At 39.2% G+C, this 26,496-nt stretch carries 22 protein-coding genes; 12 read left to right on the top strand and 10 right to left on the bottom strand.

Translation table 11 applies throughout. The features are described 5' to 3' along the window. The first annotated feature begins 100 nt into the window (after positions 1-100). Complete coding sequence (locus tag EYS08_RS06085) at positions 101-1,060, top strand: GlxA family transcriptional regulator (protein ID WP_131029144.1); 960 nt, start codon at positions 101-103, stop codon at positions 1,058-1,060. A gap of 819 nt (positions 1,061-1,879) precedes the next feature. Here the strand turns inward: EYS08_RS06085 and EYS08_RS06075 are convergent. Further along, positions 1,880-2,749: an AraC family transcriptional regulator gene (locus tag EYS08_RS06075; protein ID WP_131029143.1), complete on the bottom strand. Its 870-nt coding sequence runs from the start codon at positions 2,747-2,749 to the stop codon at positions 1,880-1,882. Between the two features lie 348 nt (positions 2,750-3,097). Here EYS08_RS06075 and fucP point away from each other — a divergent pair, with 348 nt between their 5' ends. The 9 genes from fucP (at position 3,098) to EYS08_RS06025 (ending at position 15,934) form a co-directional block, all read left to right on the top strand. Next, positions 3,098-4,408: an L-fucose:H+ symporter permease gene (gene fucP / locus EYS08_RS06065; RefSeq protein ID WP_131029141.1), complete on the top strand. Its 1,311-nt coding sequence runs from the start codon at positions 3,098-3,100 to the stop codon at positions 4,406-4,408. 186 nt (positions 4,409-4,594) lie between these two features. Then, on the top strand, positions 4,595-6,232 hold the full coding sequence (locus tag EYS08_RS06060) for a UxaA family hydrolase (protein ID WP_131029140.1): 1,638 nt from the start codon (positions 4,595-4,597) through the stop codon (positions 6,230-6,232). Positions 6,233-6,381: 149 nt separating this feature from the next. Then, entirely contained in the window at positions 6,382-7,164 is a 783-nt protein-coding gene (locus EYS08_RS06055; protein ID WP_131029138.1) for an L-fucose dehydrogenase, read from the top strand. Between the two features lie 403 nt (positions 7,165-7,567). Further along, positions 7,568-8,245, top strand: a complete 678-nt coding sequence (locus EYS08_RS06050) for a response regulator transcription factor (RefSeq protein ID WP_131029136.1) — start codon at positions 7,568-7,570, stop codon at positions 8,243-8,245. Further along, entirely contained in the window at positions 8,245-9,597 is a 1,353-nt protein-coding gene (locus EYS08_RS06045) for a HAMP domain-containing sensor histidine kinase (RefSeq protein WP_131029135.1), read from the top strand. The genes EYS08_RS06050 and EYS08_RS06045 overlap by 1 nt, the downstream gene beginning before the upstream one ends. 324 nt (positions 9,598-9,921) lie before the next feature. After that, a complete protein-coding gene (locus EYS08_RS06040) occupies positions 9,922-11,193 on the top strand; it encodes a TolC family protein (protein ID WP_244215864.1) in 1,272 nt (423 codons plus the stop codon). 5 nt (positions 11,194-11,198) lie between these two features. Next, positions 11,199-12,287, top strand: coding sequence for an efflux RND transporter periplasmic adaptor subunit (locus EYS08_RS06035; RefSeq protein WP_131029133.1), 1,089 nt, complete (start codon positions 11,199-11,201; stop codon positions 12,285-12,287). 25 nt (positions 12,288-12,312) lie between these two features. After that, the gene (locus tag EYS08_RS06030; protein ID WP_131029131.1) at positions 12,313-15,444 is read left to right on the top strand and encodes an efflux RND transporter permease subunit; all 3,132 of its coding nucleotides are present in this window, start codon (positions 12,313-12,315) and stop codon (positions 15,442-15,444) included. Positions 15,445-15,532: 88 nt separating this feature from the next. Continuing rightward, on the top strand, positions 15,533-15,934 hold the full coding sequence (locus EYS08_RS06025) for a hypothetical protein (RefSeq protein ID WP_131029130.1): 402 nt from the start codon (positions 15,533-15,535) through the stop codon (positions 15,932-15,934). 212 nt (positions 15,935-16,146) lie between these two features. Here the strand turns inward: EYS08_RS06025 and EYS08_RS06020 are convergent, their stop codons facing one another. The 9 genes from EYS08_RS06020 to EYS08_RS05980 form a co-directional block, all read right to left on the bottom strand. Continuing rightward, the gene (locus EYS08_RS06020; protein WP_131029128.1) at positions 16,147-16,455 is read right to left on the bottom strand and encodes a hypothetical protein; all 309 of its coding nucleotides are present in this window, start codon (positions 16,453-16,455) and stop codon (positions 16,147-16,149) included. Positions 16,456-16,481: 26 nt separating this feature from the next. Further along, positions 16,482-17,831: an alkaline phosphatase family protein gene (locus tag EYS08_RS06015; RefSeq protein WP_131029126.1), complete on the bottom strand. Its 1,350-nt coding sequence runs from the start codon at positions 17,829-17,831 to the stop codon at positions 16,482-16,484. Positions 17,832-17,839: 8 nt separating this feature from the next. Next, positions 17,840-19,045: a metabolite traffic protein EboE gene (eboE, locus tag EYS08_RS06010; protein ID WP_131029125.1), complete on the bottom strand. Its 1,206-nt coding sequence runs from the start codon at positions 19,043-19,045 to the stop codon at positions 17,840-17,842. Between the two features lie 3 nt (positions 19,046-19,048). Beyond that, complete coding sequence (locus EYS08_RS06005; RefSeq protein WP_262711717.1) at positions 19,049-20,218, bottom strand: 3-dehydroquinate synthase; 1,170 nt, start codon at positions 20,216-20,218, stop codon at positions 19,049-19,051. A gap of 21 nt (positions 20,219-20,239) precedes the next feature. Next, positions 20,240-21,124 (bottom strand): UbiA-like protein EboC, encoded by an 885-nt coding sequence (gene eboC, locus EYS08_RS06000; protein WP_244215863.1) that lies wholly within the window; start codon positions 21,122-21,124, stop codon positions 20,240-20,242. 4 nt (positions 21,125-21,128) lie between these two features. Next, positions 21,129-22,115 (bottom strand): TatD family hydrolase, encoded by a 987-nt coding sequence (locus EYS08_RS05995; RefSeq protein ID WP_131029122.1) that lies wholly within the window; start codon positions 22,113-22,115, stop codon positions 21,129-21,131. A gap of 26 nt (positions 22,116-22,141) precedes the next feature. Continuing rightward, the gene (locus tag EYS08_RS05990; protein WP_131029120.1) at positions 22,142-22,999 is read right to left on the bottom strand and encodes an EboA domain-containing protein; all 858 of its coding nucleotides are present in this window, start codon (positions 22,997-22,999) and stop codon (positions 22,142-22,144) included. 15 nt (positions 23,000-23,014) lie between these two features. After that, positions 23,015-23,395: a transmembrane 220 family protein gene (locus EYS08_RS05985; protein WP_131029119.1), complete on the bottom strand. Its 381-nt coding sequence runs from the start codon at positions 23,393-23,395 to the stop codon at positions 23,015-23,017. Between the two features lie 675 nt (positions 23,396-24,070). Then, a complete protein-coding gene (locus tag EYS08_RS05980) occupies positions 24,071-24,937 on the bottom strand; it encodes a LysR family transcriptional regulator (RefSeq protein WP_131029117.1) in 867 nt (288 codons plus the stop codon). A gap of 72 nt (positions 24,938-25,009) precedes the next feature. Between EYS08_RS05980 and EYS08_RS05975 the strand changes: the two genes are divergently transcribed. Together EYS08_RS05975 and EYS08_RS05970 are read left to right on the top strand one after the other, a co-directional pair. Beyond that, positions 25,010-25,555: a GNAT family N-acetyltransferase gene (locus EYS08_RS05975; protein ID WP_131029115.1), complete on the top strand. Its 546-nt coding sequence runs from the start codon at positions 25,010-25,012 to the stop codon at positions 25,553-25,555. Further along, the gene (locus tag EYS08_RS05970) at positions 25,555-26,457 is read left to right on the top strand and encodes a DMT family transporter (RefSeq protein ID WP_131029114.1); all 903 of its coding nucleotides are present in this window, start codon (positions 25,555-25,557) and stop codon (positions 26,455-26,457) included. Before EYS08_RS05975 ends, EYS08_RS05970 begins: the two co-directional genes overlap by 1 nt. The last annotated feature ends 39 nt before the right edge of the window (positions 26,458-26,496 follow it).

Below are 26,496 nucleotides of genomic sequence, written 5' to 3'. Positions count from 1 at the left end.
TTAGTTGTTAATTTAGCCGAACACCGTTGCCGTAAAAGTCAATCTTAAGGGGCATTTCAGACAATTTTTATATATTTACGATACTTAAATTTTTAACCAAATGATACAAGTAGGTGTTTTACTCCCCCAAAATTTCAGATTATTAAGCATAGCGGCTATTTTAGATGTATTTGATACTGTGAATGGATTTTATCGGAAAGATGAGCTCGAAACCCCATTTAACATTAGTTTAATTGCACTTGAGGATAAAAATTATAACTTTAGTGAGCATCCTTGTGTGCCCCTACAAAAAGCTGCACATCTTGATCTTATTTTAGTGCCTTCATTTGCAACCAACGATATTAAAGATTCTCTCGCAGCAAACCGAAACTATATCCCCTGGTTAAACAAACAACATGCAGCAGGCGCAGAAATTGCTACTTTTTGTACTGGTGCATTTTTACTTGCAGCATCAGGACTGTTGGATGGTAAAGCGGCGACCACACATGTTGATGCCTGCTCGGCCTTTTCTATGGCATTCCCCTTGGTTCATTTAAAGGCTGATAAAACGGTAACACAGGATGGAAAATTATTTACAAGTGGTGGGGCAACCTCTACTTTTCATTTGTTATTGCATCTTTTACAGCTTCATTGTGGAAAGGATATGGCTGTTAAGGTAGCTAAGATTTTTGCAATCGATATGGACCGCGTAAACCAATTGTACTTTAGTACTTTCCAGCCTATCCGTCATCACAATGATGATATTGTTGCCTCTGCCCAAGAAAAAATTGAAAATAATTATCAGGATGTGGCTACCATCGAAGAAATGATTAAAGATATTCCTTCCAGTAGAAGAAATATTGTACGCCGCTTTAAACAGGTGATTGGTATTACGCCTATCGAGTATCTTCAACAAACCCGTATCGAAGCAGCTAAAAAGTTATTGGAGCAAACTGCCCAGCAAATGACAGAGGTAATTTATAACTCTGGCTATAATGATCCCAAAGCATTTAGGAAAGTGTTCAGAAAATCAGTTGGGATGACGCCGACTCAATACCGCGATAAATTTCAAGTCAGGTAACCAGATAACTGGAGGATAGCAAATCGACACCGCACAACAACTAAGCTAATAGTTTTCAACATTAAAATTAATTATGTTAATAATTAGAATAAAATAAATGCATCGCCCTATATAATTTAAGATAACTTAACGTTATAATTACACTAACCAAATAACTATTTATATGAGCACATTCCTTTTAATCACAGCTGTATTTTATATTATTTCTTTTGGATTAATGTTGTACTGCTATTTCTCCGCTGAGCAGATTCCCAGCGATGATGAAAAATTTTAATCAGTTCTTTTCCCGTCATCAAAATTAACGTCTCCCTTTAAGCCAATACATTAAACTTTCTCACAGAAAGACAATGAAATGTTGTGGCCAAGCTGACCTCTCTAAAAAATCTATTATTTATTGGCGATCCACTTAATTAAGTAGGGAGCGGCTCCTGTATACCATAAAACTGCGGAGATTAAAAATATAGCTATCAGGATCCATAAAATCGGCCACCCTTCAAATTTATGTTTTGAACCAGGGGTGTAAGACTCATTAAGGTTATTATGGTCATTGTCCATCCTATCGCCCTTTTTCACCGGTTTCGGATTAGAGATATTGCTCATAAAATATTCAGTTAGAAATACAAACTTAAGCTATAAACCTATAAATCAAAAATTAGTTTTAACATTCTTGTATTTTAAATCGATAAAAGATAAAAGTCATTAAAACTTCAGCAATAGATATTTGGTTTAAACAAAACTAAGCAGGAAAACTTAAATAAAGCGGCAAATATTGTAGAACTAGGAAGTCATATTTTAAAAAATAGACTTCACTGGATATAACTATTGCTTAGAAAAGGCTTGTTGATATTTTAGCGGGGTTTTCCCTGTTATTTCTCTAAAATACTTATGGAAACTGGTGAAATTATAAAAGCCGCAGTCGTAGCAGATCTCTTTAACGGTCAGGTCATTTTCGATCAATAATTTACAGGCCTGTCCTACCCTAATCTCGTTCAGAAACTGTGTATAAGTTTTTCTACTTTTAGTTTTAAAGAATTTACAGAAAGAATTGGGGCTTATTTTAGCTACCGCAGCAATTTCTTTTAGTTCTATTTTATTTTTGTAATTGCTGATGGTATAGTTATAAATAGATTGAATTCTGTCTTTTTCGTTCTTCAGAAAGTTTGGCTTAAATCCTAGCGAAACCAGCATATTTTTTTCTTCACAATTGGCTATTTCGGTTAATACTTCCAGTATTTTTATAATCCGCATGGTTCCCGTAGCCTCAATAATCAGCGGCATTAAACCAGCAATTCTCTCTTTTGAAATTCCTTGTAACTGAATTCCCTGTCGCGATTGAAGCAAAACTTTTTTGATCTCCTGGTTTTCGGGAAGATCTAGAAAATCCTTGCCTAAAAAATCTTCTTTAAAATGGATCGCATAAACTTCAACTGTTTCTCCACCCAATTCATCGAAAAACTCTGGGTCAAATCGCCAGTAGTGTGGCAAATTGCTTCCGAGTAAAACAACATCGCCATCCTTAAAATTTTTAATGCTATCGCCAATAAACTGCGTTCCTCTGCCTTTTTTAACGTAGATTAATTCTAATGCAGAGTGGTAATGCCAACGATTGTTTATATCGGGCATAATGTCTCTTCGAGCGCTAAAAGAATCTACCGAATTAGTAGATACATTAAGTAAATGCGGTTTCATAAAATCTTAAAAAATCAATCTAATATGCAAAATTATTTTGCAATGTAAAAAATCGAGCCAATATCATTTAATAATTAGATCATAAAGTTAAATTTTTATTAACGCCTAACGGTTTAATTTGTAAAGGAACAACTAACCAGAAACATTTTATGTAAAGTTGGATTATTTGCCATCCATTTCAGATGATTACACAGCATTAAAAATACCCAGTTATGGATACAGGGTATTGACGGGTCATCTAAAACAGCCGATATCGAAAAATCATTGGTAATTGGTGCTTACCATGCCAGAAGTTTAACTATTTTTATTTTAGCAAAAGCTGCTTAAACCATTTATAACCAAATAAACATGAGTCAAATTACACCCACGAACTTTAAAGTATCCGATCTACCAAAAAGTGGCAAAGGATACCTATTTCCATTAATTTTAGTCACCAGCCTCTTTTTCTTCTGGGGTTTTGTCCACAATCTTGATCCTGTATTAATTCCGCATTTACGCAAAGCTTTTCAACTAAATGTTTTCGAATCTACCCTGGTCGATTCATCGGTCTTTATCGCCTATTTTTTATTGGCTTTACCTGCAGGTTATATCATGCGCAAGTATGGGTATAAAAGCGGTATCATATTGGGACTTGTTTTGTTCGCCATTGGCTGTTTATTATTTATACCCGCAGCCAATACCGCACAATATATATTTTTCTTAGGTGCACTTTTTATTATTGCCTGTGGTTTAACCTTCCTTGAAACAGCGGCAAATCCTTATGTTACCGTACTGGGACCACCAGAAACAGCTACTCAACGATTAAACTTTTCTCAGTCATTTAACGGTTTAGCTGCATTTTTAGCACCTGTGCTCGGCGGTAAATTTATTTTTACCGAAGTAAAATATACCGATGCTCAATTGGCGAAAATGTTGCCTTTAGAAAAGCAGGCTTACATACTAGAAGAGGCATCGACTGTAAAAGCACCTTATCTAATTTTAGGTATCCTGATTATTGTAGTAGCCATCCTATTTATTTTCACCAAGCTGCCCGATATTAAGGAAGAAGAAAATACCCAGGAAAAAAGCAGCTTTGCACATGTATTAGGCCATAGCCATTTGCGTTGGGCCATTATTGGACAGTTTTTTTATGTTGGTGCACAAGTTTGTATACTGAGTTTATTTATCAGTTTCGTCACCTCATCGGCAGGTATCAATCAGGATGCAGCCAAATGGTATGCTGGTGCGGCAGGCTTGGCTTTTATGGTCGGCAGGTTCGCCGGAACTTTTTTCATGAGATATGTAGCTGCCCATAAACTATTGATGCTTTACGCATTAATTAGTGCAGTACTTACCCTCGTATCTATTTTTGCAAGCGGCATGGTTACCGTTTATGCTTTAATCGGTGTCTCTTTCTTTATGTCGATTATGTTCCCAACCATATTCTCACTGGGTATAGCAGGTTTGGGTAAAGATACAAAATTGGGCTCGTCGTTAATTGTGATGTCTATTGTTGGCGGTGCGTTTTTACCACCGGTATTGGGTTTAATATCAGATGCGACACACAATATACAATATGGATATTTAGTCCCTTTCTTATGCTTTTTAGTGGTTTTCTACTTCGGCTGGAAAGGATGGAAACCCAATCACGTTGAAAACGAAATTAGTTTAGAAGTCTAATATTAAAATGAGCAATCATCAGTTAGTTTTTCTATTTTTCACCACAGATGCGCACAGATAAACACGGATTCTTATATCTGTGTGCATCCTTTTTATCTCCAGTAAAATCAGAATTAGTTGTGGTTAATAATAAGGAGATGAGTTAATAATTGATGTATTCATACAATAAAAACGGAATTATAATAGATGAAAAAATTAGTCATCAAGATTAACAATGCTGATAATGTTTTGGTTGCGTTACAAGATTTACCTAAAGACACCAAAATAGTGCATGAAGGGAATACCTACGTTACTGTTGATGAAATCCCTGCCAAGCATAAATTTTTTATGCAGGATATGAAAGCAGGCGATGAGGTAATGATGTACGGCGTTTTGGTTGGAAAGGTACAGTTTGATGTAAAGGCTGGCATGCGGATGAATGTAGAGAACACCAAACATGCTGCAGAGCCATTTGCTTATCGCAATGTTAATTACAAATGGGAAGCGCCTGATGTAAGTAAATATGCCAACCGCAGTTTTAATGGTTATCACCGTAAAAATGGTGCAGTGGGCACCGCAAACTATTGGTTATTTATCCCGACTGTATTTTGCGAAAACAGAAATCTGGATATTATTAAAGAATCGCTTTATAGTGAATTGGGTTATGCGGTAGATGACAAATATAAATCTTATACCCACAAACTGGTTCAGGCCTTCGAAAAGGGTGAAGACATTAATCATATTAGTTTTGAGCCTAAAGTAGATAAAGCCAGCCGCACCTTTAAAAATGTAGATGGAATTAAATTTCTCACACATAATGGGGGTTGTGGCGGAACACGTCAGGATGCTGATACTTTAAGCAAATTATTGGCGGCTTACGCCCATCACCCCAATGTGGCCGGTATAACTGTTTTAAGTTTGGGTTGCCAACATTTGCAGGTAGAAGATTTTAAACGCGACCTGTTTGCACTTGATCCTGATTTTGACAAACCACTTTTAATTTTCGAGCAGCAAAAAGCACAAAGCGAAGAACAATTGATCCAAAATTCAATCCGCAGTACTTTTGAAGGATTGATGTTCATTAACAAACAAGAACGTGCGGCAGCCCCGTTAAGCAAAATGTGTGTGGGTGTAAAATGTGGTGGTAGCGATGGTTTTAGTGGTATCTCAGCTAATCCGGCTGTTGGTTATTGTGCCGATTTATTGGTGGCCTTAGGCGCTAAGGTCTTATTGGCCGAGTTCCCGGAACTTTGTGGCGTAGAGCAGGAAATGATCGATAGATCTGTTGACCAGCCAACTGCTGAAAAATTCATCCGTTTAATGACAGAATATGATGATCTGGCACATAAAGTTGGTTCTGGCTTTTACATGAATCCTTCTCCGGGCAATATTAAAGATGGTTTAATTACCGATGCGATTAAGTCGGCAGGTGCTGCACGTAAAGCGGGTTCCGCTCCTATTGTAGATGTTTTAGATTATACTGAACTCGCTACTAAGCCTGGCTTAAGCTTGGTATGCACGCCGGGGAATGATGTAGAAGCGACCACAGGTAAAGCTGCTGCAGGAGCAACCTTAATTTTATTCACCACCGGTTTGGGCACGCCAACAGGAAATCCGGTTTGCCCCACCATAAAAGTGGCTACCAATTCGATCCTGGCGAAACGCATGAGTGATATTATCGATATCGATACTGGAGCAGTGATTAATGGCGAAAAAACCATTAATGAAATGGGCGAAGATATATTGGAATACTGTATTAAAGTAGCCAGCGGCGAAGAAATCCCTAAAGCGGTACAGCTTAATCAGGATGATTTTATTCCCTGGAAAAGAGGTGTAAGCCTTTAATTCTATGGAGGATGGATAATTAAAATGAAAGTCCTAGCATAAATCCGTCATTCCCGCGCATGCGGGAATCTTAAAGCACCCCATTATTTAGCATTAAGATTCCCGATCATCTGGGAATGACGTAATTCAAACAAAATTATTAACCAGATATGAATTTAAATTTAGAAGGCAAAATAATCCTGGTAAGTGGTGGTGCCAAAGGTATTGGCGCGGCAATTGTTAAAACTTTGGCTATTGAAAATGCTTTTCCCATTATTATTGGCCGCAATGAAAACGACAACCTGAAAATGCTTCAGGAAATAACAGATTTAGGCTTAAAAGCAGATTATTTTACTGCAGAACTCACCGCACCTGAAAGCTGTAAAACCATTGTTGATGCAATATTGACAAAATATGGCAGAATAGATGGTTTAGTGAACAATGCTGGTGTTAATGATGGTGTTGGCCTCGAAAATGGAACTTATGAAGGTTTCATGGAATCGCTGCATAAAAACGTGGTGCATTATTACCTCTTGGCTAAACATGCCCTACCTGCACTTAAACAGAGCAAGGGTTCGATATTAAATATCGGCAGCAAAACTGCAGAAACCGGACAAGGTGGAACATCTGGTTATGCAGCATCGAACGGTGCCAGAAACGCCTTAACACGCGAGTGGGCAGTAGAATTATTGCCTTTTAGCATCCGTGTTAATGCGATTATTGTTGCCGAGGCCTGGACACCGTTATACGAGAAATGGATCAACTCTTTCGAAGACCGTGATGAAAAATTGAAGAACATTACTGACAAAATCCCTTTCGAAAACAGAATGACCAGCGTGGATGAGATTGCCAGCATGGCGGTCTTTTTATTATCAGATAAATCGAGCCACACTACAGGCCAACTGATCCATGTGGATGGCGGTTATGTGCACTTGGATAGGGCTTTGTTGTAGATGTGAATCCTTGGTCTGTGTCCGCACAGACCTAAACATAAAATAAACTTAAAGTGTTCTGTGGAGACACGACACAGAACACGGATTAGAAAGAGTCTGTATCATAAATAGATTGTCATCCTGTCCAAAGGACTCCTACGGAGAGCTTGTCGAAGGGCCTGTTTTGAATGCCTTACAAGGCGTTTCGACAGGCCCAATGTGACAAATTAATTCCTCGGTCCGTGTCCACACAGATCGAAACATAAAACAAGCTTAAAGTGGGCTGTGGAGCCACAGACCGCGGAATTACTTTCTCTGTCGAAGCAACCGATAAATTCTGCACCAAAACCGAAAATCTCCTGAAATAACAGGAAAGACCATCCATTTTAATCCCGTTTTAAGATGAGATGGTTATTTTTGTCGGATGCTAAAGATTGGAATAGCTGAAGACGACCCTAAAATTGCTGAACTTTTAAAATCGGCACTCGAAGAAAACGATTACCAGGTGCTTACCGCTGCCAACGGAATCGATGCGCTGGAGCTTTTCTTAGTCCAAAGCTTTAACCTGTTCATTGTTGATGTCATGATGCCTGGTATTAATGGCATCCAACTTTGTAAATACATCCGTGGAAATGCTGTGCAAACGCCGATTTTAATGCTTACCGCTTTGGGTGCTATTGATGATAAGGTTACAGGCCTAGAAGCTGGGGCTGATGATTATCTGGTAAAACCTTTCCACCTGAAAGAACTCCTGGCTAGAGTGGCTGCACTTTTACGTAGACAACCTATCGTTACGGCTCAAACTGACCACAAATTATATTTCGAAGACCTGGTGCTCGATACCTACAGTAAGGAGGTTAGTCGAGCAGGAAAAACAATCGAACTTAGCGCCAAAGAATTTGTGTTGCTCGAACTTTTTATGCACAACCCCAACCGTTTACTCTCGCGGCAATTTATAGCAGAGCAAGTCTGGGACATCAGTTTCGAAACTGGAACCAATGTAATTGATGTGTATATCAATTTCTTGCGAAAAAAGATTGAAAAGGGTTTTGAACGGAAGCTCATCCACACCAAAATCAATATGGGTTATATCCTGAAATAATGAAAATAAAGGATCGTATAGCGTTATATTTTACACTGATCAGCACCTCGTTGCTGTTTGCTGTACTTTGCACCGTGTATTTTACTTTCATGAAATTTTTGGAAGCAGATTTCTTCGAGCGCCTTACCGACCGCACTATGGTTACGGCCAAACTTTACCTCGAAGCCGACGAAATTAGTCGGGATGCATTGAACAATGTGCGCCATAAATACCTGCAAAAGTTAAACGGCGAAGTTACCCGCATTTATGATAATAAAAACAAGGCAACATTTATCGGCGATTCTGCTCAATACTGGACCAATGCCACCATCGACCGCGTACGAAAAAGCGGCCACTTAAAATACACGAATGGCCAACGTCAGGTGGTGGGCATTTATTATAAAGATAATCAGGGTAATTTTGTGATTCTGGCTTCAGCAGATGACCAAGGCTCTCACAACAGGTTGGATAAACTACTAAAGATCATGATTTTTGTGTTCATCCTTATTTCGCTCATCGTGTTGTTGCTGAGCAGATGGATTGCGCAAAAAATGCTAAAACCCCTTCAGAAGTTTTTGCAGGAAGTAAAACAGGCAGGCTCGCAGAACATGGAATTCAGGGTAGAAGAAAAGCACAATAAAGATGAAATCAACCTGATTGCCAAAAGTTTTAACCACTTGATGGAAGAACTGGAACAAGCTTTTATTTTACAGAAAACCTTTGTTGCCAATGCCTCTCACGAACTTCGGACACCCGTAACCCGGATTATGATGAATGCCGAGTTGGCTTTATCCAAAGAAAGAGACCATGCAACTTATGAAAAGGTAATTGGTTCTATGCTCGAAGATGCCGAGAAAATGGAACACATCATTACCGGATTACTCGCTCTCGCAAAAATGGATCTAGAACTGATCAATTCTCAACTTATTCCAATCAGATTAGACCATCTGCTTCTCAAAATACAATCTGAGTGGAAAGCACAGAAAAACCTTGATCTTAAAATTACTTATCAAAATCCCACTGATCCAAAACCTGAAATATTGGCTAATACCATCTTATTACAGATCGCCCTGGATAATATCATTTCGAATGCTTTTAAATTTTCCGACAATCAACAGGTAAGCATTGTTGTTGAAGCAACTGAAAATGATTTCTTCATTAACATTACCGACAAAGGAACGGGTATTCCTACTGGAGAACAGGAAAATATTTTCAAGCCTTTTTATACACGGGCAAAAGATTTTGGCCGTAAGGGCGAAGGAATGGGACTTTATATGGCCCAAAAAATTATCGATCTGCTAAAAGGTGAAATAACCGCCACAAATCTTGAAAAAGGTGGTTGCACTTTTACGGTAAGGTTAGCAAAACTTTAGCGATTAGTAGTCTCTCTACATGCGTCACTCTGAATTCATTTCAGGGTCTTAATTGCAGGAAAATATTAAAATAAATACCTTCAGGTTCTAAAATTCAAGCGTCATTCCCCGCAGGCGGGAATCTTTAAGCTTATTGCATTACGATTCTTGTTAACGCTCGTTTCTAACGAGCGTTGAATAGAATATCGTTTACAACGATAAAATCGTGCAACTATTTATGCGCTCGTTTGGAAACGAGCGCAAGCCTGGCTTCCACCTTCAACTTTAATTCGCTTTTAATTTCCGTTTAATCCCCCTTTAATTCGGCAAGGATAGCTTTGCTGTATGAGAAGAATATGTATGTTGCTCATTTTCTTTTTGGCCATCAGGCCTGGAGCAACTTTTGCACAAACCGATACGCTAAGCTTAACCCTTAGCAAAGCAGAAAGCCTTTTTTTAAAACACAATTATGATCTCCTGGCCAGTAATTATGAGATCGATCAGGCAAAGGCCGAAATCATCACGGCCAAACTGTTTGAGAACCCTACGCTCGAATACGAAAACCTATTTTACAATCACGAAACAAAGAAATTCTTCCAAACCTCTTATGCTTACGGACAATATGCAGGTTCTATTTCGCAGCTGTTCAAACTTGCTGGCAAACGCAATAAAAACATCAAACTCGCTCAAACAGGGGTTAAACTAGCAGAATACGAATATTTTGATCTGTTAAGGACGTTGAAATTTGAACTCGTAAATACTTTTTACAAAACCTATTTCTCTGTACAATCCGTAAAAGTTTACGAGGAACAGATCAGTTCCACCAATCAGTTGCTAAAAGCTTACGATCACCAGCTAAAAATGGGCAATGTTGCCACAAAAGATGTCATCAGGATTAAATCACTGTTAATCAATCTCAAAGCCGAACAGGCTGGCTTACTGAACGACCTGGAAGATCATTACAAAGACCTTAAGCTACTCTGTGGCTTAGATGCCAATATTTCACTTTCTTTAACTGTAGATCAAGCAGATTTTAAAAACGGATTGGTCGATAAAATCCCTTACAGTTCCTTATTAGATTCGGCCAGAGCCAACCGCGCCGACCTTAAGCTAGCCAAAACCGACCTGCTTTACAACGAGCGCAATTTAAAACTGCAAAAGGCTATGGCCATTCCTGATATAGAAATCGGCCTTAGTTACGATTTAAAAGGTAATTATCCTGAAAAATATACAGGTTTGGGCATCAAAATCCCCATTCCACTTTTCTCAAGAAACCAGGGTGAAATTAAAAAAGCCCAAGTTAGTATAGCTGCAGCCGATATGAACATCAAAAAACAGGAAGCCATATTTGAGAATGAAGTATTTAACAGCTACAAAACCGCTTTACGTAACGAAAAATTATACGCAGAGATCGATCCTGCCTTTAGTACTGATTTTAATACGCTCATTTCTGCGCTCATCAAAAATTTCAAAGCAAGGAACATCAGCCTAATCGAATTTTTAGACCTCTATGATGCCTACAAAGAAAATACACTGCAACTGAACAAACTCCAGTTCGAAAGAATGAGCACCCGTGCTGAGCTCAATTATGTAACCGGTTCTAATATTTTTAAATAAATTCCATGCAAAATCTCTATAAAAACACTGTAATCATTGCCGCAACCAGTTTATTCTTTGCTTGTAGTGAGCATAAAACAGTCGTACCAAACGATAAATTTGCCATTACCGATTCACTGATCAACCGTTTACTGATCGATACCGTGCAACAGGCCAATAGCAAAACTGAACTGATGTTTTCGGCCAAAATTGCAGCAAATGAAGAACGCCGATCGGAGCTTTTCCCTATGGTAAGCGGCACCGTAAACCGCGTTGGCGTAAGGCTGGGCGATCAGGTTGTTAACGGGCAAACACTTGCTACAGTAAACAGCGCTGAAATGGCCGGATTTGACAAAGAAGTCATTACTTCAAATGCTGAGCTCAAAAATGCCGAACGATCGTTAAAACAGACCGAGCAGCTTTTCCAAAGTGGTTTATCCTCGGCAAAAGAGCTCGAAGAAGCCAAAAACGATTATCAGATCAAAATGGCAGAAACCAAAAGGGCAAATGCAGTCTTAAAACTGAACGGTGGCAGCAGCACAGGATTATACGCCATCAAATCGCCAATAAATGGTTATGTGATCGAAAAAAATGTAACCCAAAATATGCAGTTGCGCAGTGATAATGACAAAAGCCTCTTTACCATTGCCGATCTTTCTAACGTTTGGGCGATGATCAACATTTACGAATCGGATATTTCAAGGGTAAAGGCTGGCGACGAAGTAAATTTATCTACGCTCTCCTATCCCGATAAAGTTTTTAAAGGAAAAATAGAGAAATTATACAATCAGGTAGATCAGGACAGTAAAGTGCTGAATGCACGGGTAGTCATCCCAAATCCGGGATTTCTCTTAAAACCAGGCATGCTCGGAACGGTAAAAGTTTCAACAAATTCTGCCATCGATCTTCCGATATTAAACTCACGGGCAGTCATTTTCGATGAAAACAAAAATTATGTGCTCGTCTTAGGTCAGGACTACAAAGTGAGGATCCAGGAGATCGAAATCGGCCGCAAAACGGCCGACAAAACTTACATCAGTAAAGGTGTACAGGCCGGCGACCGCATCATTGCCTCTAAACAGGTATTCTTGTTCGAAAGTCTAAAAACTCAATAATTTTTTCATTCGCTAGATTTTAAAAATGAATAAATTCATAAAAAGCATTATAGGCTTTGCACTGAAGAACAAATATTTCATCTTTTTTGCCACTTTTATTTTAATTCTTGCCGGTTATTTAAGTTTCAAACACACTGTCATTGATGCATTTCCAGATGTCACCAATACCAACATCACCATCATTACCCAATGGCCAGGCCGAAGTGCCGAAGAGGTAGAAAAGTTTGTAAGCAGACCTTTGGAGATTGCCATGAACCCTACAGAAAAGCGTACCAGTATCCGCTCTTCTTCATTATTTGGCCTTTCGATTGTAAAAGTAAGTTTTGAAGATGATGTAGATTATGCCGAAGCACGGGTGCAAGTAAACAACCACCTGGAAGAAGCCAATCTGCCCGAAGGAATCCAGCCAGAAGTACAGCCACCTTATGGGCCTACTGGCGAGATATTCCGTTATACCTTATCTAGCGATATAAAATCTGTGCGCGAGTTAAAAACCTTACAAGACTGGGTGATACAAAGAGAATTATTATCCGTTTCGGGCATTGCCGATGTAGTAAGTTTTGGTGGGGAGGTAAAAACCTACCAGATTACTGTTGATCCACAAAAAGCCATCCAATATGGCGTGAGCGCAACGGAACTCTTCGAAGCGGTATCTAAAAGTAATATCAATGTAGGTGGCGATGTAATTGTACAAAGTGGTCAGGCTTATGTGGTACGGGGTATTGGTGTGCTCAATAATATTGATGAAATCAGAAATGTAGTGGTTGACAATATTAATGGCACTCCAGTTTATGTTAAAACCATTGCCGATGTAGCCGAATCGGCTTTGCCACGGTTGGGACAAGTTGGCCGTGATAAAGATCCAGATGTGGTTGAAGGCATTATTGTGATGAGGAAAGGCGGTAATCCAAGTGAAGTAATTGCCAGACTGAAAGAAAAAATAAATACAATCAATGCCAGTATTTTGCCTGATGATGTGAAAATCAAACCCTTCTACGACCGCGAAGATCTGATTAATTATTCTATACACACAGTGATGGGCAACATGCTTGAGGGGATTTTATTTGTTACCCTGATCGTATTCCTCTTCATGGCCGATTGGCGCACTACCTTAATCGTTTCTATTATCATTCCATTAGCACTTCTTTTTGCGTTTATCTGCCTCAAATTAAAAGGCATGCCGGCCAACCTGCTTTCTATGGGTGCAATTGATTTCGGAATCATTATAGACGGGGCAGTAGTAATGGTTGAAGGAATTTTCGTCGTGTTAGATGTAAAAGCAAAAAAACTGGGCATGGAAAAGTTTAATAAAATGAGCAAACTCGGCTTTATAAAAAAAGCCTGTCTCGAAAACGGGAAAGGGATTTTATTTGCCAAACTGATCATTATTACCGGTTTGCTCCCCATTTTTACCTTCGAAAAAGTGGAAGGTAAAATGTTCTCTCCCCTGGCCTGGACTTTAAGTTTTGCCTTATTGGGTGCTTTAATCTTAACCTTCACACTTGTACCCGCCATGGCCAGCGTACTTCTAAAAAAGGATGTAAAAGAGAAACACAATATCTTTTTAGAATGGATTACCAAAGCAACACTTAAATTTTACGATCTCTGTTTCAAAAAAAAGAAACTGGTTTTTGGAATTTCTATTGTAGTGCTATTTTTAGGTGTTTTTAGTTTTAAATTTTTGGGGACAGAATTTTTGCCAAGTTTGGATGAAGGCTCTATTTATGTGCGTGCTACTGGTCCATTGAGCATTTCTTTAAATGAAACCAAAAAGCTTTCGAACGAAATGCGGAAGATCTTTTTAAGTTTCGAAGAGGTAAAACAGGTAATGTCGCAAACCGGCCGGCCAAACGATGGAACGGATGCAACGGGTTTTTACAATATGGAATTCCACGTGGATATTTACCCCCGTAAAGAATGGAAGCGCAAACAAACCAAAGAACAGTTGATTGAGCGTATGCAGGAGAAATTAAAGAGTTTTCCGGGCATTAGCCTGAATTTTTCTCAACCGATATCAGACAATGTAGAAGAAGCAGTTTCGGGTGTAAAGGGGTCGATTGTAGTTAAGCTGTTTGGCGAAAACTTCGAGTACATTGAAGAGGAAGAGGAAAAAATAGAAAATATTTTAAAAACGGTAGAAGGTATTGAAGATTTAGGCATACTCAGGAATTTGGGGCAACCGGAACTACAGATTAACCTCGATCAGAAAAAAATGGCCTTATATGGCGTAAGAACAGCTGATGCCAATGCAGTGATCGAAATGGCGATCGGTGGTAAAGCCGCTACGCAGATTTATGAAGGTGAACGCAAATTTGATCTCATCATCCGTTATCCCGAAGATTTCAGGAACGACGAAAGTTCCATCAGTAAATTACGTATGCCTACACTATCGGGTTCAAATGTTCAATTGGGCGAAATCTCGAGCATCCGTAAAATTACCGGGCCAAGTATGATCTATCGTGATAAGCACAAACGTTATGGAGCGATTAAATTCTCGATCAGAGGTCGTGATATGGGCAGCGTAATTGCCGAAGCACAGGAAAAAGTAAATGCAAAAATCAAATTACCACAAGGTTATCAACTGGAATGGGCGGGAGATTTTGAAAACCAGCAAAGGGCTATTGCCAGGTTAGCACAGGCAGTTCCGGTAAGTTTATTACTGATATTTTTTATTTTGTTTGTGCTTTTCGGCAATATCAGAGATGCTTTATTGGTGTTGAATAATGTTCCCTTTGCCATGATTGGTGGTATATTGGCACTTTTAGCTGCTGGTGTAAACTTTAACATTTCAGCAGGCATAGGTTTTATAGCATTATTCGGGATCTGCGTACAAAATGGTGTAATTCTTATCACCCGTTTCAAAACCAACATTGCCGAGTTGAAACACCACCCCAGCTGGACATTTACCGATGCCATGCGCGATGGAATTGCCAGTAGATTCAGGCCCGTATTAATGACGGCTTTAATGGCCGCTATTGGTTTAATGCCTGCAGCACTTTCTACCGGAATCGGTTCCGAAGCCTCTAAACCTTTGGCCATTGTAGTTATCGGTGGGTTAATTACCAATACCTTATTTAACCTTTTTGTGTATCCAATTGTATTTTATTGGTCGTACAGGAGAAAGGTACATAAAGCGATGAGAGATGTAAAAATGTAAGATGGATTTCAATGTTTAATCAACGACAAAACAGCTTTTCAGTAGCGTTTTGGTTCTCTGCACCGTATAAGCTGTAAATTAAAGCTTTATGAAAAAGATAATAGTACTCCTTTTAACGGTTGCAGGCATTATTGATGTATCCTGCAAAAAATCAGACAACAATAATGAAGGGCCGAGCGAAGTTTACGGCAAATGGAAGCTGACGGAAACCATGTTTGATATTGGTAATGGAAAGGGTAAGTATACAAAAGTAAATGGTGAAATTAAATATCTTACTTTAGAAAAATCGGCAGATAAAGCTGGGAAATTTAAAGGGGATGCCCTTCCAGATTTATTTTCATTCAGGATTTTGGATAGTGTAAAAATGGAGGTTTACAGCAACACTTACAAAATGCCGTTGACTTATTATTACAAAGTTTCGGCAAAATCGCTTCAACTTAATCCTCCCTGTATTGAGGGTTGTGGATACCGTTTCGTGAGGGAAAAGTAAAAATAGCTAATACCATTCCAGTCTATATCGTAAGCAAAATTAGATATATATTATATAATTTCGCGTTGTTACGAGATTGGATATAAGCGAGCCGAAGCAATCTATGGAAATGGTCTAGTGATTATTGCCTAAAGGGATAAAAACTAAAAGAGCTCATACAAATAGATTAAACCAGAATTACAGAATAGCCCAAGTGTTCAGTTATTCTAAATTTAAAACTCAAAATTCAGAACCCTATTCGTATTCTTCCTAACAATTTTGTATTTTGATTCTCCAGAGTTTTTCAAGATAAAGTCTCCTTTTTTAACGGTGTAGTTAAATTCTCTGCCCAGAACTGTTAAATGGAAGCGTTCTCCATTAACATATACTGAAGGAATACCTTTATCTCCGATTTCTAAACTATCAATTCGTCCTTTAAATGCGCTATTTATCAAACTATTTTCGTGCCTTTTGAAAATAAATAAATTAATCGCCAGAAACGATCCTAAAAGAATAATGAAAATGATTATTTTTTTTGACATTTAAACTGGTTTAATGCGAAGTAAACTTAAGCTATTAAACTATCCCATATCACCTGATAAACATCTGGTGCATGTAAGGTTTTATCAATTGCTTTTGAAGTAACCAAAACAGGTTTAAATTTATCGGCTACATTAATGCTGCCATGCGACCCTTTCACCAGTGTAGCATCGAGTGGAATTACATCCATCACATAACGGAAGCCGGCTTTCTTTCTTAAAAGTTTATAGCCTGCCCTCAATTTAGAGGTCATGAACATTTCTACGGGATCGTAACCCGGTTTTTTATGGATATCAACTACCCTAGCATAATCGGGTGCTTTGGCATCATCCAGCCAGAAATAATAGGTAAACCAACTGTTTTCCTTCGCCATAAGAACCAGATCGCCAGAACGTTCGTGATTAATGTGGTGTTTCTCCTGTTCTGCCTGATCAAGCACCAATTCGATATCAGGTACATTTTTCAGTAAGGCTTTTACCTGCTCTGTTACACTTTTATCGTTGATATAAACATGCGCTACCTGGTGGTCGGCTACGACAAAAGCTTTTGAAGCACCTGGATCAAGCAATTCCAGCCCTCTTTCTTCACGGATCTGGATCAGACCGTTTTCCCTGAACAAACGGTTAAGGTAGATCGGTTTATCTACAGGCGAAATGCCATATTCGGAAAGTAAAATGATGCGAGCACCCCTGCTTTCGTAAAAACGCACCAATTCTTCTACCACCTGATCGATTTCCTTCAGTTCTGTACTGATTTTATCCAGCTCAGGGCCAAACTTTTGCAGGCAGTAATCTAAATGTGGTAAATAAATTAAAGTAAGCGTAGGATTGTGCAGCTTTTCAGTTTCCATTGAGGCATCTGCAATCCATTTTGTTGATTTAATATTTGCGCCAGGGCCCCAAAACTGAAACAAAGGAAATTGCCCCAGTTTAGCCTGTAAATGGTCCCGCAATTCGGCAGGTTGCGAATAACAGTCGGGCAGTTTACGGCCATCGGCAAGGTAATTTGGCCGTGGTGTTACCGAAAAGTCGGCTGTTGAATACATGTTGTACCACCAGAACATATTGGCACAGGTAAAATTCGGATCTTCCTTTTTAGCCTGATCCCATATTTTTTCCGCATTTACCAGTTTGTTAGACTGTTTCCAGAATTTAATTTCCGCATCAGCATGATCGTACCATCCATTCCCTACAATACCATTTTCTGATGGATATTTACCTGTAAGATAACTCGACTGCACCGCCGTTGTAACTGCAGGCAATAAGGGTTCTATGGTAGTTAATTGGTTTTCAGCAATATATTTCTGAAGAAAAGGTGTATGCGCTCCAATTACGGAAGCAGATAGGGCTACGATATCGATAACAACTGTTTTATGCATGTTCTTATTTATAATAAATTTTTAACCCAAGCCAGTTCCCTGATAATTGAATCGTTTAAAGGCGCTTTTAAAGCTGTTGGTAAAACTTCCCAGGTATAGGTTTCTACTTCCAAATGAGCGGTAAAAGGGTTATTTTTTTGCAGGTTTAATACTTCGGTAATATCCGATTGTGTAGATTGGATCAAACCCATATCTTCAACAAAAATAGGTACATGAAAATGTGCCCGCCACTCCTCTACTTCAGGATTTTCACCTTCTGCCAGTGCATCCGCAAGGTCAGGATAACGCAACAGCGAACCATCATTTTTTCGTGCAATTACCTGATGGAGATAAGTAGGTTCATCAAAACGGCCTAATTGAGCCAATACGGCTGTTCTTTCTGAAACAGATGCAGGTAATTTCGCTTTCAATGCGGCACTGATCTGGATTTTTCCAATCTGAATACCTTTCTCCTGCAGTTCATTGATGATGGCGGTATGAGGTTCGTAACCAATTGCGAAATGACAAACATCATAACACAAACGGATATGCATTTTGATCAGATTTCCTGCATCAACTGCATTTAAATTCAATCGATCCAAAAAATAGGTATTTCCAATTGGTAAAAGTTCGTTTTCAAACCAGTTTATAAATTCGGGACCGGATTCTAGAAAGCCATCAGGTTCTGGTTCGATATCGAGATGGATGATTTTATCTGTTTTTTTATAGATTTTATCTAAGCCTTCGGCGACTTCTAAAATATGTGTACTTGCCGTAACTGTGGCTTTTTCTCTTTCTAAAGCATCCTTAAACCAAGGTTTGTAGCTTAATGGCGAAGTCGAAATGCCCCCATCCATACCTTCCGGGAGTAACTGCGAAAGAATTTCGGCTAAACGGAGTGTATATTCAACACGATCTCTCGTCGTCCAATCGGGCGCATGTACCTGATCTTTAACCCTGACATGATGAAAACCGCCATATGGAAATCCGTTCATGGTAAAAACATATCCACCTTCCTGTACAAGCCATTGCTTAAATGTTTCCAGATGATTTTCTTCCAGCAATTCGATACTGGCGAGATTGGAAAGGCGCAAACCTATACCCATCGGTGCTTCTGGTGATAATTGTTTTTTTAATACCGGAAAACTATCTTTCAGCACGGCAAAATGTGCCTTCCAGTTTTCGCCTGCATAAATATTGGTACAGAAGGTTAAATGTCCGGAAGTTAATTTCATAGCTTAATGTTGAATAATAGCTGTTTGGTTATTTAAAATCTCGACAGCTCGTTTTAAAATGTCGGCATCAATTTCGTGAACTTCCTCTCCACTACCCAGGCCTGTAAGTAAGGTGATGGTAAGCTCTCCACCAAGATGCTCCCTAAATTCTTCCAGTCCCTGTAAAATTGGGCTATTACCTTCGGTAACCTGTAACAAAGGATGCGTTAATTCGAAACCAAGTTGCTGGATCAGGGTGATTACCCTTTGTGCATCCTCAGTACTGATCCTGCCGGATAAATTGGAATATACGGCATCTAAGGCTATACCCATGGCAACGGCTTCACCATGCCTCACTTCAAAATTGGTCAGGTATTCTAGTTTATGGGCACTCCAATGGCCAAAATCCAACGGTCGTGCCGAACCGTTTTCAAAAGGATCGGCACTGCGGATATGCTCCATGTGGAGTTTTGCGCATTTCCAGATCTGGTAGTTCATGGCTGTGATATCCCGCTGTGCAAGCGCCACAGCGTTTGCTTCCAGCCACTCAAAAAACCCGCGGTCTTTAATCAATGCCACTTTAATTGCTTCAGCAATACCCGAACGCCAATCTCGATCAGATAAGGTGCTTAAAAATACCTCATCATTAAAAACTGCAACCGGTGGCGAAAAGGTGCCTAAAAAGTTCTTTTTATTGAAATAATTAATGCCGTTTTTAACGCCAACACCCGAATCATTCTGCGAAAGCACAGTACTTGGAATCCTGATGTGTTTAATACCTCGGTGTGCCACAGTAGCTGCATAGCCCACCATATCGAGCACAGCACCACCACCAATGGCAGCAACAAACGAATGCCTGTCGATCCCATGAACATTGATGGCTTCCAATACCTGATCAAAATATTTAGTATCGTTTTTCACCTGTTCTCCCCCGGGGATGATCAGGATATCCTGAATCAGCTGTGTTTGAGGATATTTTGAAAAATAGGTTTTAATCTGGGTATTAAGGTCTTTGTGTGCATTTGCTACACCTTCATCTATTACAAACAAGATCTTCTTAACTGCAACAGCCGGATTTAGGTTAACTAAAAAACTGTTCAACAGTTCGTTTTCAGGCAAAAAAAGCGATGAAGTAAAGAAAACATTATAATTATATTGTACGGTAAAGGATTGATGTAAATGTTCCATATCAATTTGAGAATGTGTGTTTGATGGTTAAGTAACGGCGAATAATTTAGAAAGCCACATGGATAATGGCAATAAAGCTGCAATGATAAAAGCCAAAATAAGCGCATCGAAAGTTACCGCCCATGCTGCATCCATCAAAATAAGTGAAATTACGCCAGCTTTTACTGCCGCGCCGATATTTTTACCAATGGGCTCCTTTATTGCTTTTAAAAGTGGGCTGAAAATCATAAAGGTAAAAGGAAGCAGAAACAGCAGCGACCACAGCAACCTATCGTTAACAAAAGCAAAATAAGCAATAGCGCAGATCACGATTGCATACAGCAAGGCGGCCAGATATAAGTTTTTAGCATGGCCTCCGTGTACTTCGCCACGGCTGGTCATGGTGATCGAAAAAATATAAATTACCGGAATAACGGCCAAATAATAATGATTGCAAAGCATTGCTGGCACAATACTCAAACCCAGCAGCAAGTTAAACCCGCGACATAAACCCATATTCAAAGGGCCAAAAAAAGAATGGTGTTTACTAAATTTGTTATAAAACAAAGCAAAAACGGCCACCAAAAGGGCCAATAATCCCGATGTTAAACTATTTAATACAGCTAATGCAATACCGCCCAAGAGTAACAGACTACCTAAAACGGTAGCGTTCTGCAAACTGATCAAACCACTCGGAATGGCCCGCTCCGGGCGTTCTATTTTATCCAGGTCGGCATCAAAAACATCGTTAAAAACGATTCCTCCTCCATACAAACAAGCTGTTGATGCAGCCAAAAACACAATAGATAGCCATGGAATAGACAACCCACTACTTAAGACACCAGAAATGGCAATTCCTGCTAAAATATCGGCTACTGATGTAACAATATTGGCAGGGCGCATCATGCGCAGATAGACAATTATTTTTTTCAATACTTTAGCTAATGATGATAGACGATTTATCTGTTCTTGGCTGTTGTCCGCCACGCAAAATGGTATTACCTTCGAATTTCTCGGTAAGGTCTACATTTTTTTGCGCATTAAAATCGGCTTCATCCAGCTGTCCGCTCTGCGCAAATGCGGTAATCGCATTGCGGTAAGTAACCAGCTCAATATCCTCATTGCTTAAACCACGCATTTTCATTAAAGCAGCGGTTTTTGGTACGGCTAAAGGATCGCTGATGCCCCAATCGGCAGCAGAATTTACCATAATACGCTCTGCGCCATATTGTTTTACAACTTCTACCATGCGCTCGTTACCCATTTTAGTAAACGGATAAATGGTAAAAGCAGCCCAAAAGCCTCTATCTAAAACCTCTTTTACCGTCTCTTCATTATTATGGTCGATAATTACGCGATAAGGATCAAGGCCATGCTCCAAAGCAATATCCATACTGCGTTGTGTGCCTTTTTTCTTATCGCGGTGTGGTGTATGTACCTGTACTGGCAAACCTGCTTCTTTAGCAAGCTGAAGTTGTAATCTGTAATATTTTTCTTCGGCTGCAGTCTGATCGTCAAAGCCGATTTCGCCTATGCCAACTACGCCTTCTTTATAGATAAACAAGGGTAATATTTCCATTACCTGCTCTGCCAGGCTTTCATTGTTGGCTTCTCTTGAGTTAAGACCAATGGTACAATAATGTTTAATGCCAAATTGGGAAGAGCGGAAGCGCTCCCAGCCGATCAGGCTACTGTAATAATCTCTAAAACTATCCAATCCGGTACGTGGCTGCCCCAGCCAAAATGCGGGTTCTATCAAAGCAACAACTCCTGCATCGGCCATCGCCTGGTAATCGTCTGTTGTTCTCGAAGTCATGTGAACATGTGGGTCGAAGAATTTCATTCCCTTTACCGCACTGATATCGAACGCTTCAGGCTCACCCATTAATGCTTTATCTCTTTCGATTGAACTACTGCAACACATATATTTCTATTTTGAATTTTTAATGGTTAAAATGAATCCCAATTTAAGTCCCCTTCTGATCGGGCCAACTTAAGTTCAGGAAAAGTGTTAATATAATCTTTTGCCGGCTGATAATCGGACTGTGCAACAGCAAGTGCAATAGCGCGTTGTTCAATTTGGTCGTAATGCTGTAAACCTATTTTCAGGGCCTCAAAAATCTCGGCATTGATAAATTTACCAACCAGGCGCCAAAGCTGTGGGTTTACCGTTCGTTTGGCCGCCCAGCGTTCTTTTGCATAATCAATCAAAGTTAATGCAAGATCCAGATTGGCACGTTTATCTAAACCAATAATGAGCTTGATATTTTTTTCGGTAAAAAAAGCTTTCAGCACCAATTGATTCCAGGCGGCTTCATCCAGATTTTCCGAAGGATAAGGATTGTTTTCCATAATCGCTTCCAAAACGGACCCGATATTGCTCCTAATTCCTTCAGCACAACGTTTTATCCAAATTTCGGGATGAGCTAAAAACGGCAAGGCCGAATACAAAGCCACCGCCTCATTCATTTCTGCCGACAGGAATAACCGATCGACGGTTGTGTAAAGTTTCTCCTGGTCTATTGAATTTAAAGTGCTCAGCAACCAAACGCGACAAAGCCTATCGATAGTCCAGTTACTAATATAACTGATCCCAGCCTCTTCTATTAAAACCTTTTGGTTATCGTTAACTTGAATAAGCGATTTTCCGGTTTTGCGCGGCACCATCACAAATGCCTGGCTGATTTTATTGATTTGACCAGCTGATTGTGTTATACTTTCCAACCAGTTTTGGCCATCTGCATCTACATTGCTTTTTACAATAGCTGATAAAGCTTTTTGGATAGCCATCCTATCATCACCTTTCATAAAGTATTAAATCTATTAGCTGGTGATACCCGCCGAAGCAAAATAATTGATTAACAACGCACCTGCAATAATCAATAGACCAAAAAATTCCCTCGTTTGTTCGATATAAGGTTTAGTAGCCTGCATACTCTGCACGAGGCTCTCGCGTCTGTATTTGGTAATCCAATCTCGTACACCATCTTTTGCGAAGAACAGGATAGCAGCATAAATTAAGTAGAAAGCAGTTAAAAACAGATAAGCGAAAGGATAAAATTTACCAGCAGCAGCCAATCCGCAACATATTGCCGCACTGAGATAGATAGACACCCAAAGAAAAGCATCATTATCATTTAAATTTACATAGGCAAAGCCTATAAACGAGATGCAAAAAATAATGTTGAGAATAATTAAAAGCATTTTAAATTATTTGGTTTAAAACAAGACAAATCGATTTCCGATTTTTTTCATTGAAAAACAAAGTTATTTAAACTGAATGCTTTTTTTGCTTAAAAATTGTAAATTATATACTGCTATAAAAGTTTTTTTTGATTAAAAATGAATGCAGGAGATGTTAAAATACAAGTACAGTTTAAGAAACTGTTTAAAATGAGAACTTATACAGATTGTCCCGTAGGGCTGTCAAAACGAATTTAAAGCTGACCCTTCGACAAGCTACCAATGGCAACCCATTAGTGTGGTCGTCATTCCTTGCAGGTGGAATCCTATGTTATTGAATTAAGGAGAAAACAAAAAAATATTATCATCCTGAGGGATAATTTACTTTATAAAAACCAATATGAATGGCATATAATTGGTTTCTTTTGCCCTAGGCGCAGTCTTGCCTCGGCTCGCCGCCGCCGATTGGCTCTTTCTTTTTGGTGTCAAAAAGAAACAAAAAACACCGGCTGAAAATTTTTCTTTCGAAGCCAGTGGGCTGGGTGGGTCAGTGGAACCCGAAAAATTTGTTAGGCCGGATTTGAGTCGAACGAGGATACCCTGCTATGGCCTAGCTGGATGAAAACATGCAAGCATTAAATACTGATTAACAATTATTTGTGATTTAAAGTTTCTGATTAAACAGACATAACCTATTTAATCTCCAAAAACAAGTTTTAAAATATTCGCAAGCACAGGATTGTGGTCATCGGCACGCCAATTGATTAATATATCGGTTTTAAAGGGCAAGGGAATAAACCGTAGATCGGGACTTTGGTGGTGCATATAAGAATCAGGTAAAATGGCTATCCCTAGGCCTTTCCGTACAAGTGCAATAATCGTAGATCCAAATTCGGAATGTAGAAATACATCCGGAACAAAATCGTAAGATTTGAAAAGTGCCTGAATAATCTCGCTATAGCTACTACCCTCATCCTTAGTGGGCAGGATAAACTTTTGGGCTTTAAGGCTCTCCGTAGATAAATCCTCAAATCGTTTAAAAGAATGTGCTAACGGAACCACCAGCGCCAGGTGATCGGAGTATATCTTTTTTGATTTAATCCCCTGCTCACTGGTAATATCCCTCGTAATGGCCAGATCAATCTTATAGTTCTTTAGAAAATCCAGTTGATTTTCATATAAAACCTGTACCAACTTAATTTGAAGCTGCGGAAATGCTTGCGTTATCTTGGCCAAAATATCGGGCATGATAGAAGCCGATATGGAATCGGGATGTGCAATGGTAATGGTTCCCCGCTCACCTAAATGGATCTGTTTTGCAAACTGATGGATATATTCGAGCTCACTTAACTCCACTTCCCATTTTTCTTTTAAAAATTTACCCGCTGGGGTGAGCTTCACATTACGTTTATTACGTTCGAAAAGCTGCAGGCCCAATTCATTTTCGAGCGACTGAATTTGGCGGGTTAAGGCTGACTGCGTGATATTTACCTTTTCAGCCGTTTTCCAATAATGAAGTTGTTCTGCCAGGGCCAAAAAATACTTGATTCGCTGAAGATCCATTAATGCAAAATACGCATTAATAAATGAAAAAATAGCATTTTATTACATTTAAAGAGTTATTACATTCGTGCCATGGAGCAGATCATAATCGAAAGGGCAACACCAGCTGATATCAAAAAATTACAGGAGATTGGGAGAACAACATTTTCTGAAGCTTTCGCAGATGTAAACACTGAGGAAAATATGAAAGATTACCTCGAAAAAGGATTTTCGGATGAAAAACTGAAAGCGGAACTAAGTAATCAGGATTCTCAGTTTTATTTTGCGATGCATGAAGGAAAAGTTATTGGCTATTTAAAGATCAACACCGGGCAAGCGCAAACCGAAAAACTAAACCTTGATGCGCTTGAAATTGAGCGGATTTACCTTTTGAAGGCATTTTACGGTCAAAAAGTTGGTCAGCTACTGTATCAAAAAGCCATTGATATTGCGCTTGAAATGCAAGCCAGTTATGTATGGCTAGGCGTATGGGAAGAAAATTACAGGGCATTAAGATTTTACGAAAAAAATGGCTTTACCCCTTTTGGCAAACATAAGTTTTGGCTTGGAGATGATGAACAAACAGATCTGATGATGAAAAAAGTATTGCTTAACGATAATGAATTAAAAGTATCCTGATGGAAAAAAGAAACCTCTTTTTGATTTTATTGATACTGGGTACCGCGTTCTGGGGAATTTCATTTTCTGTTACCAAGCTTGCTATCGGACAGCACCAGCCTGTTCTGTTTTTGTTCTACCGTTTTTTACTCGCCACAATGGTTTTATCGGTTATTTTTTGGAAACACGTAAAGAAACTCGATTCAACCGCTATTAAAACAGGCGCTAGTTTAGCTATTCCGCTGGTACTTGGCATTTATTTGCAAACACTGGGTATTACACATACATCAGCATCGCAATGTTCATTTGTAGCGGGAATAACCGTTGTAATGATCCCGGTGATTAAACTTGCTATTTATCGAAAACCTGCAGCATTAAAAATATGGATTGCGGCATTTACAGCGCTAATTGGTCTCTTTGTAATATCGGTTACTGATAAATTCAGTATTGGAACCGGAGATTTATATACCATTATCGGTGCTTTTTGTTTTGCCATATATCTCATCCAGATTGAAAAGGAATCGATGGCAGGCGACATTATCCCTACCATTGTGCCTATGTTTGCCACTTGCGCCTTATTAACCTTTCTATTAACGTTTATTCAAGGAAACACCACCTGGATTCCTCAGCAAGAAACATTTTGGATTGGTATTATTTTTTGCGCACTATTTTCAACGGCATATATGTACACCATATCGAATATTTCTCAAAAGTACATTAGCGCCGAAAGGGTGTCCATTATCTATCTTTTCGAACCCATTTTCGGCGCCTTTGCAGCACACTTTATTTTGGGAGAAGAAATTACATCAAGGTTATTGATTGGAGGTGGAATGATATTTTTGGCAACGCTGATCTCTGAACTTAAGTGGAGAATGCCAAAACCATTTGCAATGCTTATGGTATCGAAGGAGAAAAAATGTTAGGCTTATGTTATTAAGTTAGGCATCCTGCACAAGCAATAA

The organism is Pedobacter kyonggii, assembly GCF_004310665.1.
In the GTDB taxonomy this organism is placed as follows: domain Bacteria; phylum Bacteroidota; class Bacteroidia; order Sphingobacteriales; family Sphingobacteriaceae; genus Pedobacter; species Pedobacter kyonggii.
Note: the sequence above shows the minus strand (reverse complement) of the source record. Positions and strands in the feature narration are given on the sequence as shown.

Bases quoted from the DNA above. Each gene is read 5' to 3' on its own strand.
- EYS08_RS06085 (WP_131029144.1), top strand. From the start codon at position 101: ATGATACAAGTAGGTGTTTTACTCCCCCAAAATTTCAGATTATTAAGC.
- EYS08_RS06075 (WP_131029143.1), bottom strand. From the start codon at position 2,749: ATGAAACCGCATTTACTTAATGTATCTACTAATTCGGTAGATTCTTTT.
- fucP (WP_131029141.1), top strand. From the start codon at position 3,098: ATGAGTCAAATTACACCCACGAACTTTAAAGTATCCGATCTACCAAAA.
- EYS08_RS06060 (WP_131029140.1), top strand. From the start codon at position 4,595: ATGAAAAAATTAGTCATCAAGATTAACAATGCTGATAATGTTTTGGTT.
- EYS08_RS06055 (WP_131029138.1), top strand. From the start codon at position 6,382: ATGAATTTAAATTTAGAAGGCAAAATAATCCTGGTAAGTGGTGGTGCC.
- EYS08_RS06050 (WP_131029136.1), top strand. From the start codon at position 7,568: ATGCTAAAGATTGGAATAGCTGAAGACGACCCTAAAATTGCTGAACTT.
- EYS08_RS06045 (WP_131029135.1), top strand. From the start codon at position 8,245: ATGAAAATAAAGGATCGTATAGCGTTATATTTTACACTGATCAGCACC.
- EYS08_RS06040 (WP_244215864.1), top strand. From the start codon at position 9,922: ATGAGAAGAATATGTATGTTGCTCATTTTCTTTTTGGCCATCAGGCCT.
- EYS08_RS06035 (WP_131029133.1), top strand. From the start codon at position 11,199: ATGCAAAATCTCTATAAAAACACTGTAATCATTGCCGCAACCAGTTTA.
- EYS08_RS06030 (WP_131029131.1), top strand. From the start codon at position 12,313: ATGAATAAATTCATAAAAAGCATTATAGGCTTTGCACTGAAGAACAAA.
- EYS08_RS06025 (WP_131029130.1), top strand. From the start codon at position 15,533: ATGAAAAAGATAATAGTACTCCTTTTAACGGTTGCAGGCATTATTGAT.
- EYS08_RS06020 (WP_131029128.1), bottom strand. From the start codon at position 16,455: ATGTCAAAAAAAATAATCATTTTCATTATTCTTTTAGGATCGTTTCTG.
- EYS08_RS06015 (WP_131029126.1), bottom strand. From the start codon at position 17,831: ATGCATAAAACAGTTGTTATCGATATCGTAGCCCTATCTGCTTCCGTA.
- eboE (WP_131029125.1), bottom strand. From the start codon at position 19,045: ATGAAATTAACTTCCGGACATTTAACCTTCTGTACCAATATTTATGCA.
- EYS08_RS05995 (WP_131029122.1), bottom strand. From the start codon at position 22,115: ATGTGTTGCAGTAGTTCAATCGAAAGAGATAAAGCATTAATGGGTGAG.
- EYS08_RS05990 (WP_131029120.1), bottom strand. From the start codon at position 22,999: ATGAAAGGTGATGATAGGATGGCTATCCAAAAAGCTTTATCAGCTATT.
- EYS08_RS05985 (WP_131029119.1), bottom strand. From the start codon at position 23,395: ATGCTTTTAATTATTCTCAACATTATTTTTTGCATCTCGTTTATAGGC.
- EYS08_RS05980 (WP_131029117.1), bottom strand. From the start codon at position 24,937: ATGGATCTTCAGCGAATCAAGTATTTTTTGGCCCTGGCAGAACAACTT.
- EYS08_RS05975 (WP_131029115.1), top strand. From the start codon at position 25,010: ATGGAGCAGATCATAATCGAAAGGGCAACACCAGCTGATATCAAAAAA.
- EYS08_RS05970 (WP_131029114.1), top strand. From the start codon at position 25,555: ATGGAAAAAAGAAACCTCTTTTTGATTTTATTGATACTGGGTACCGCG.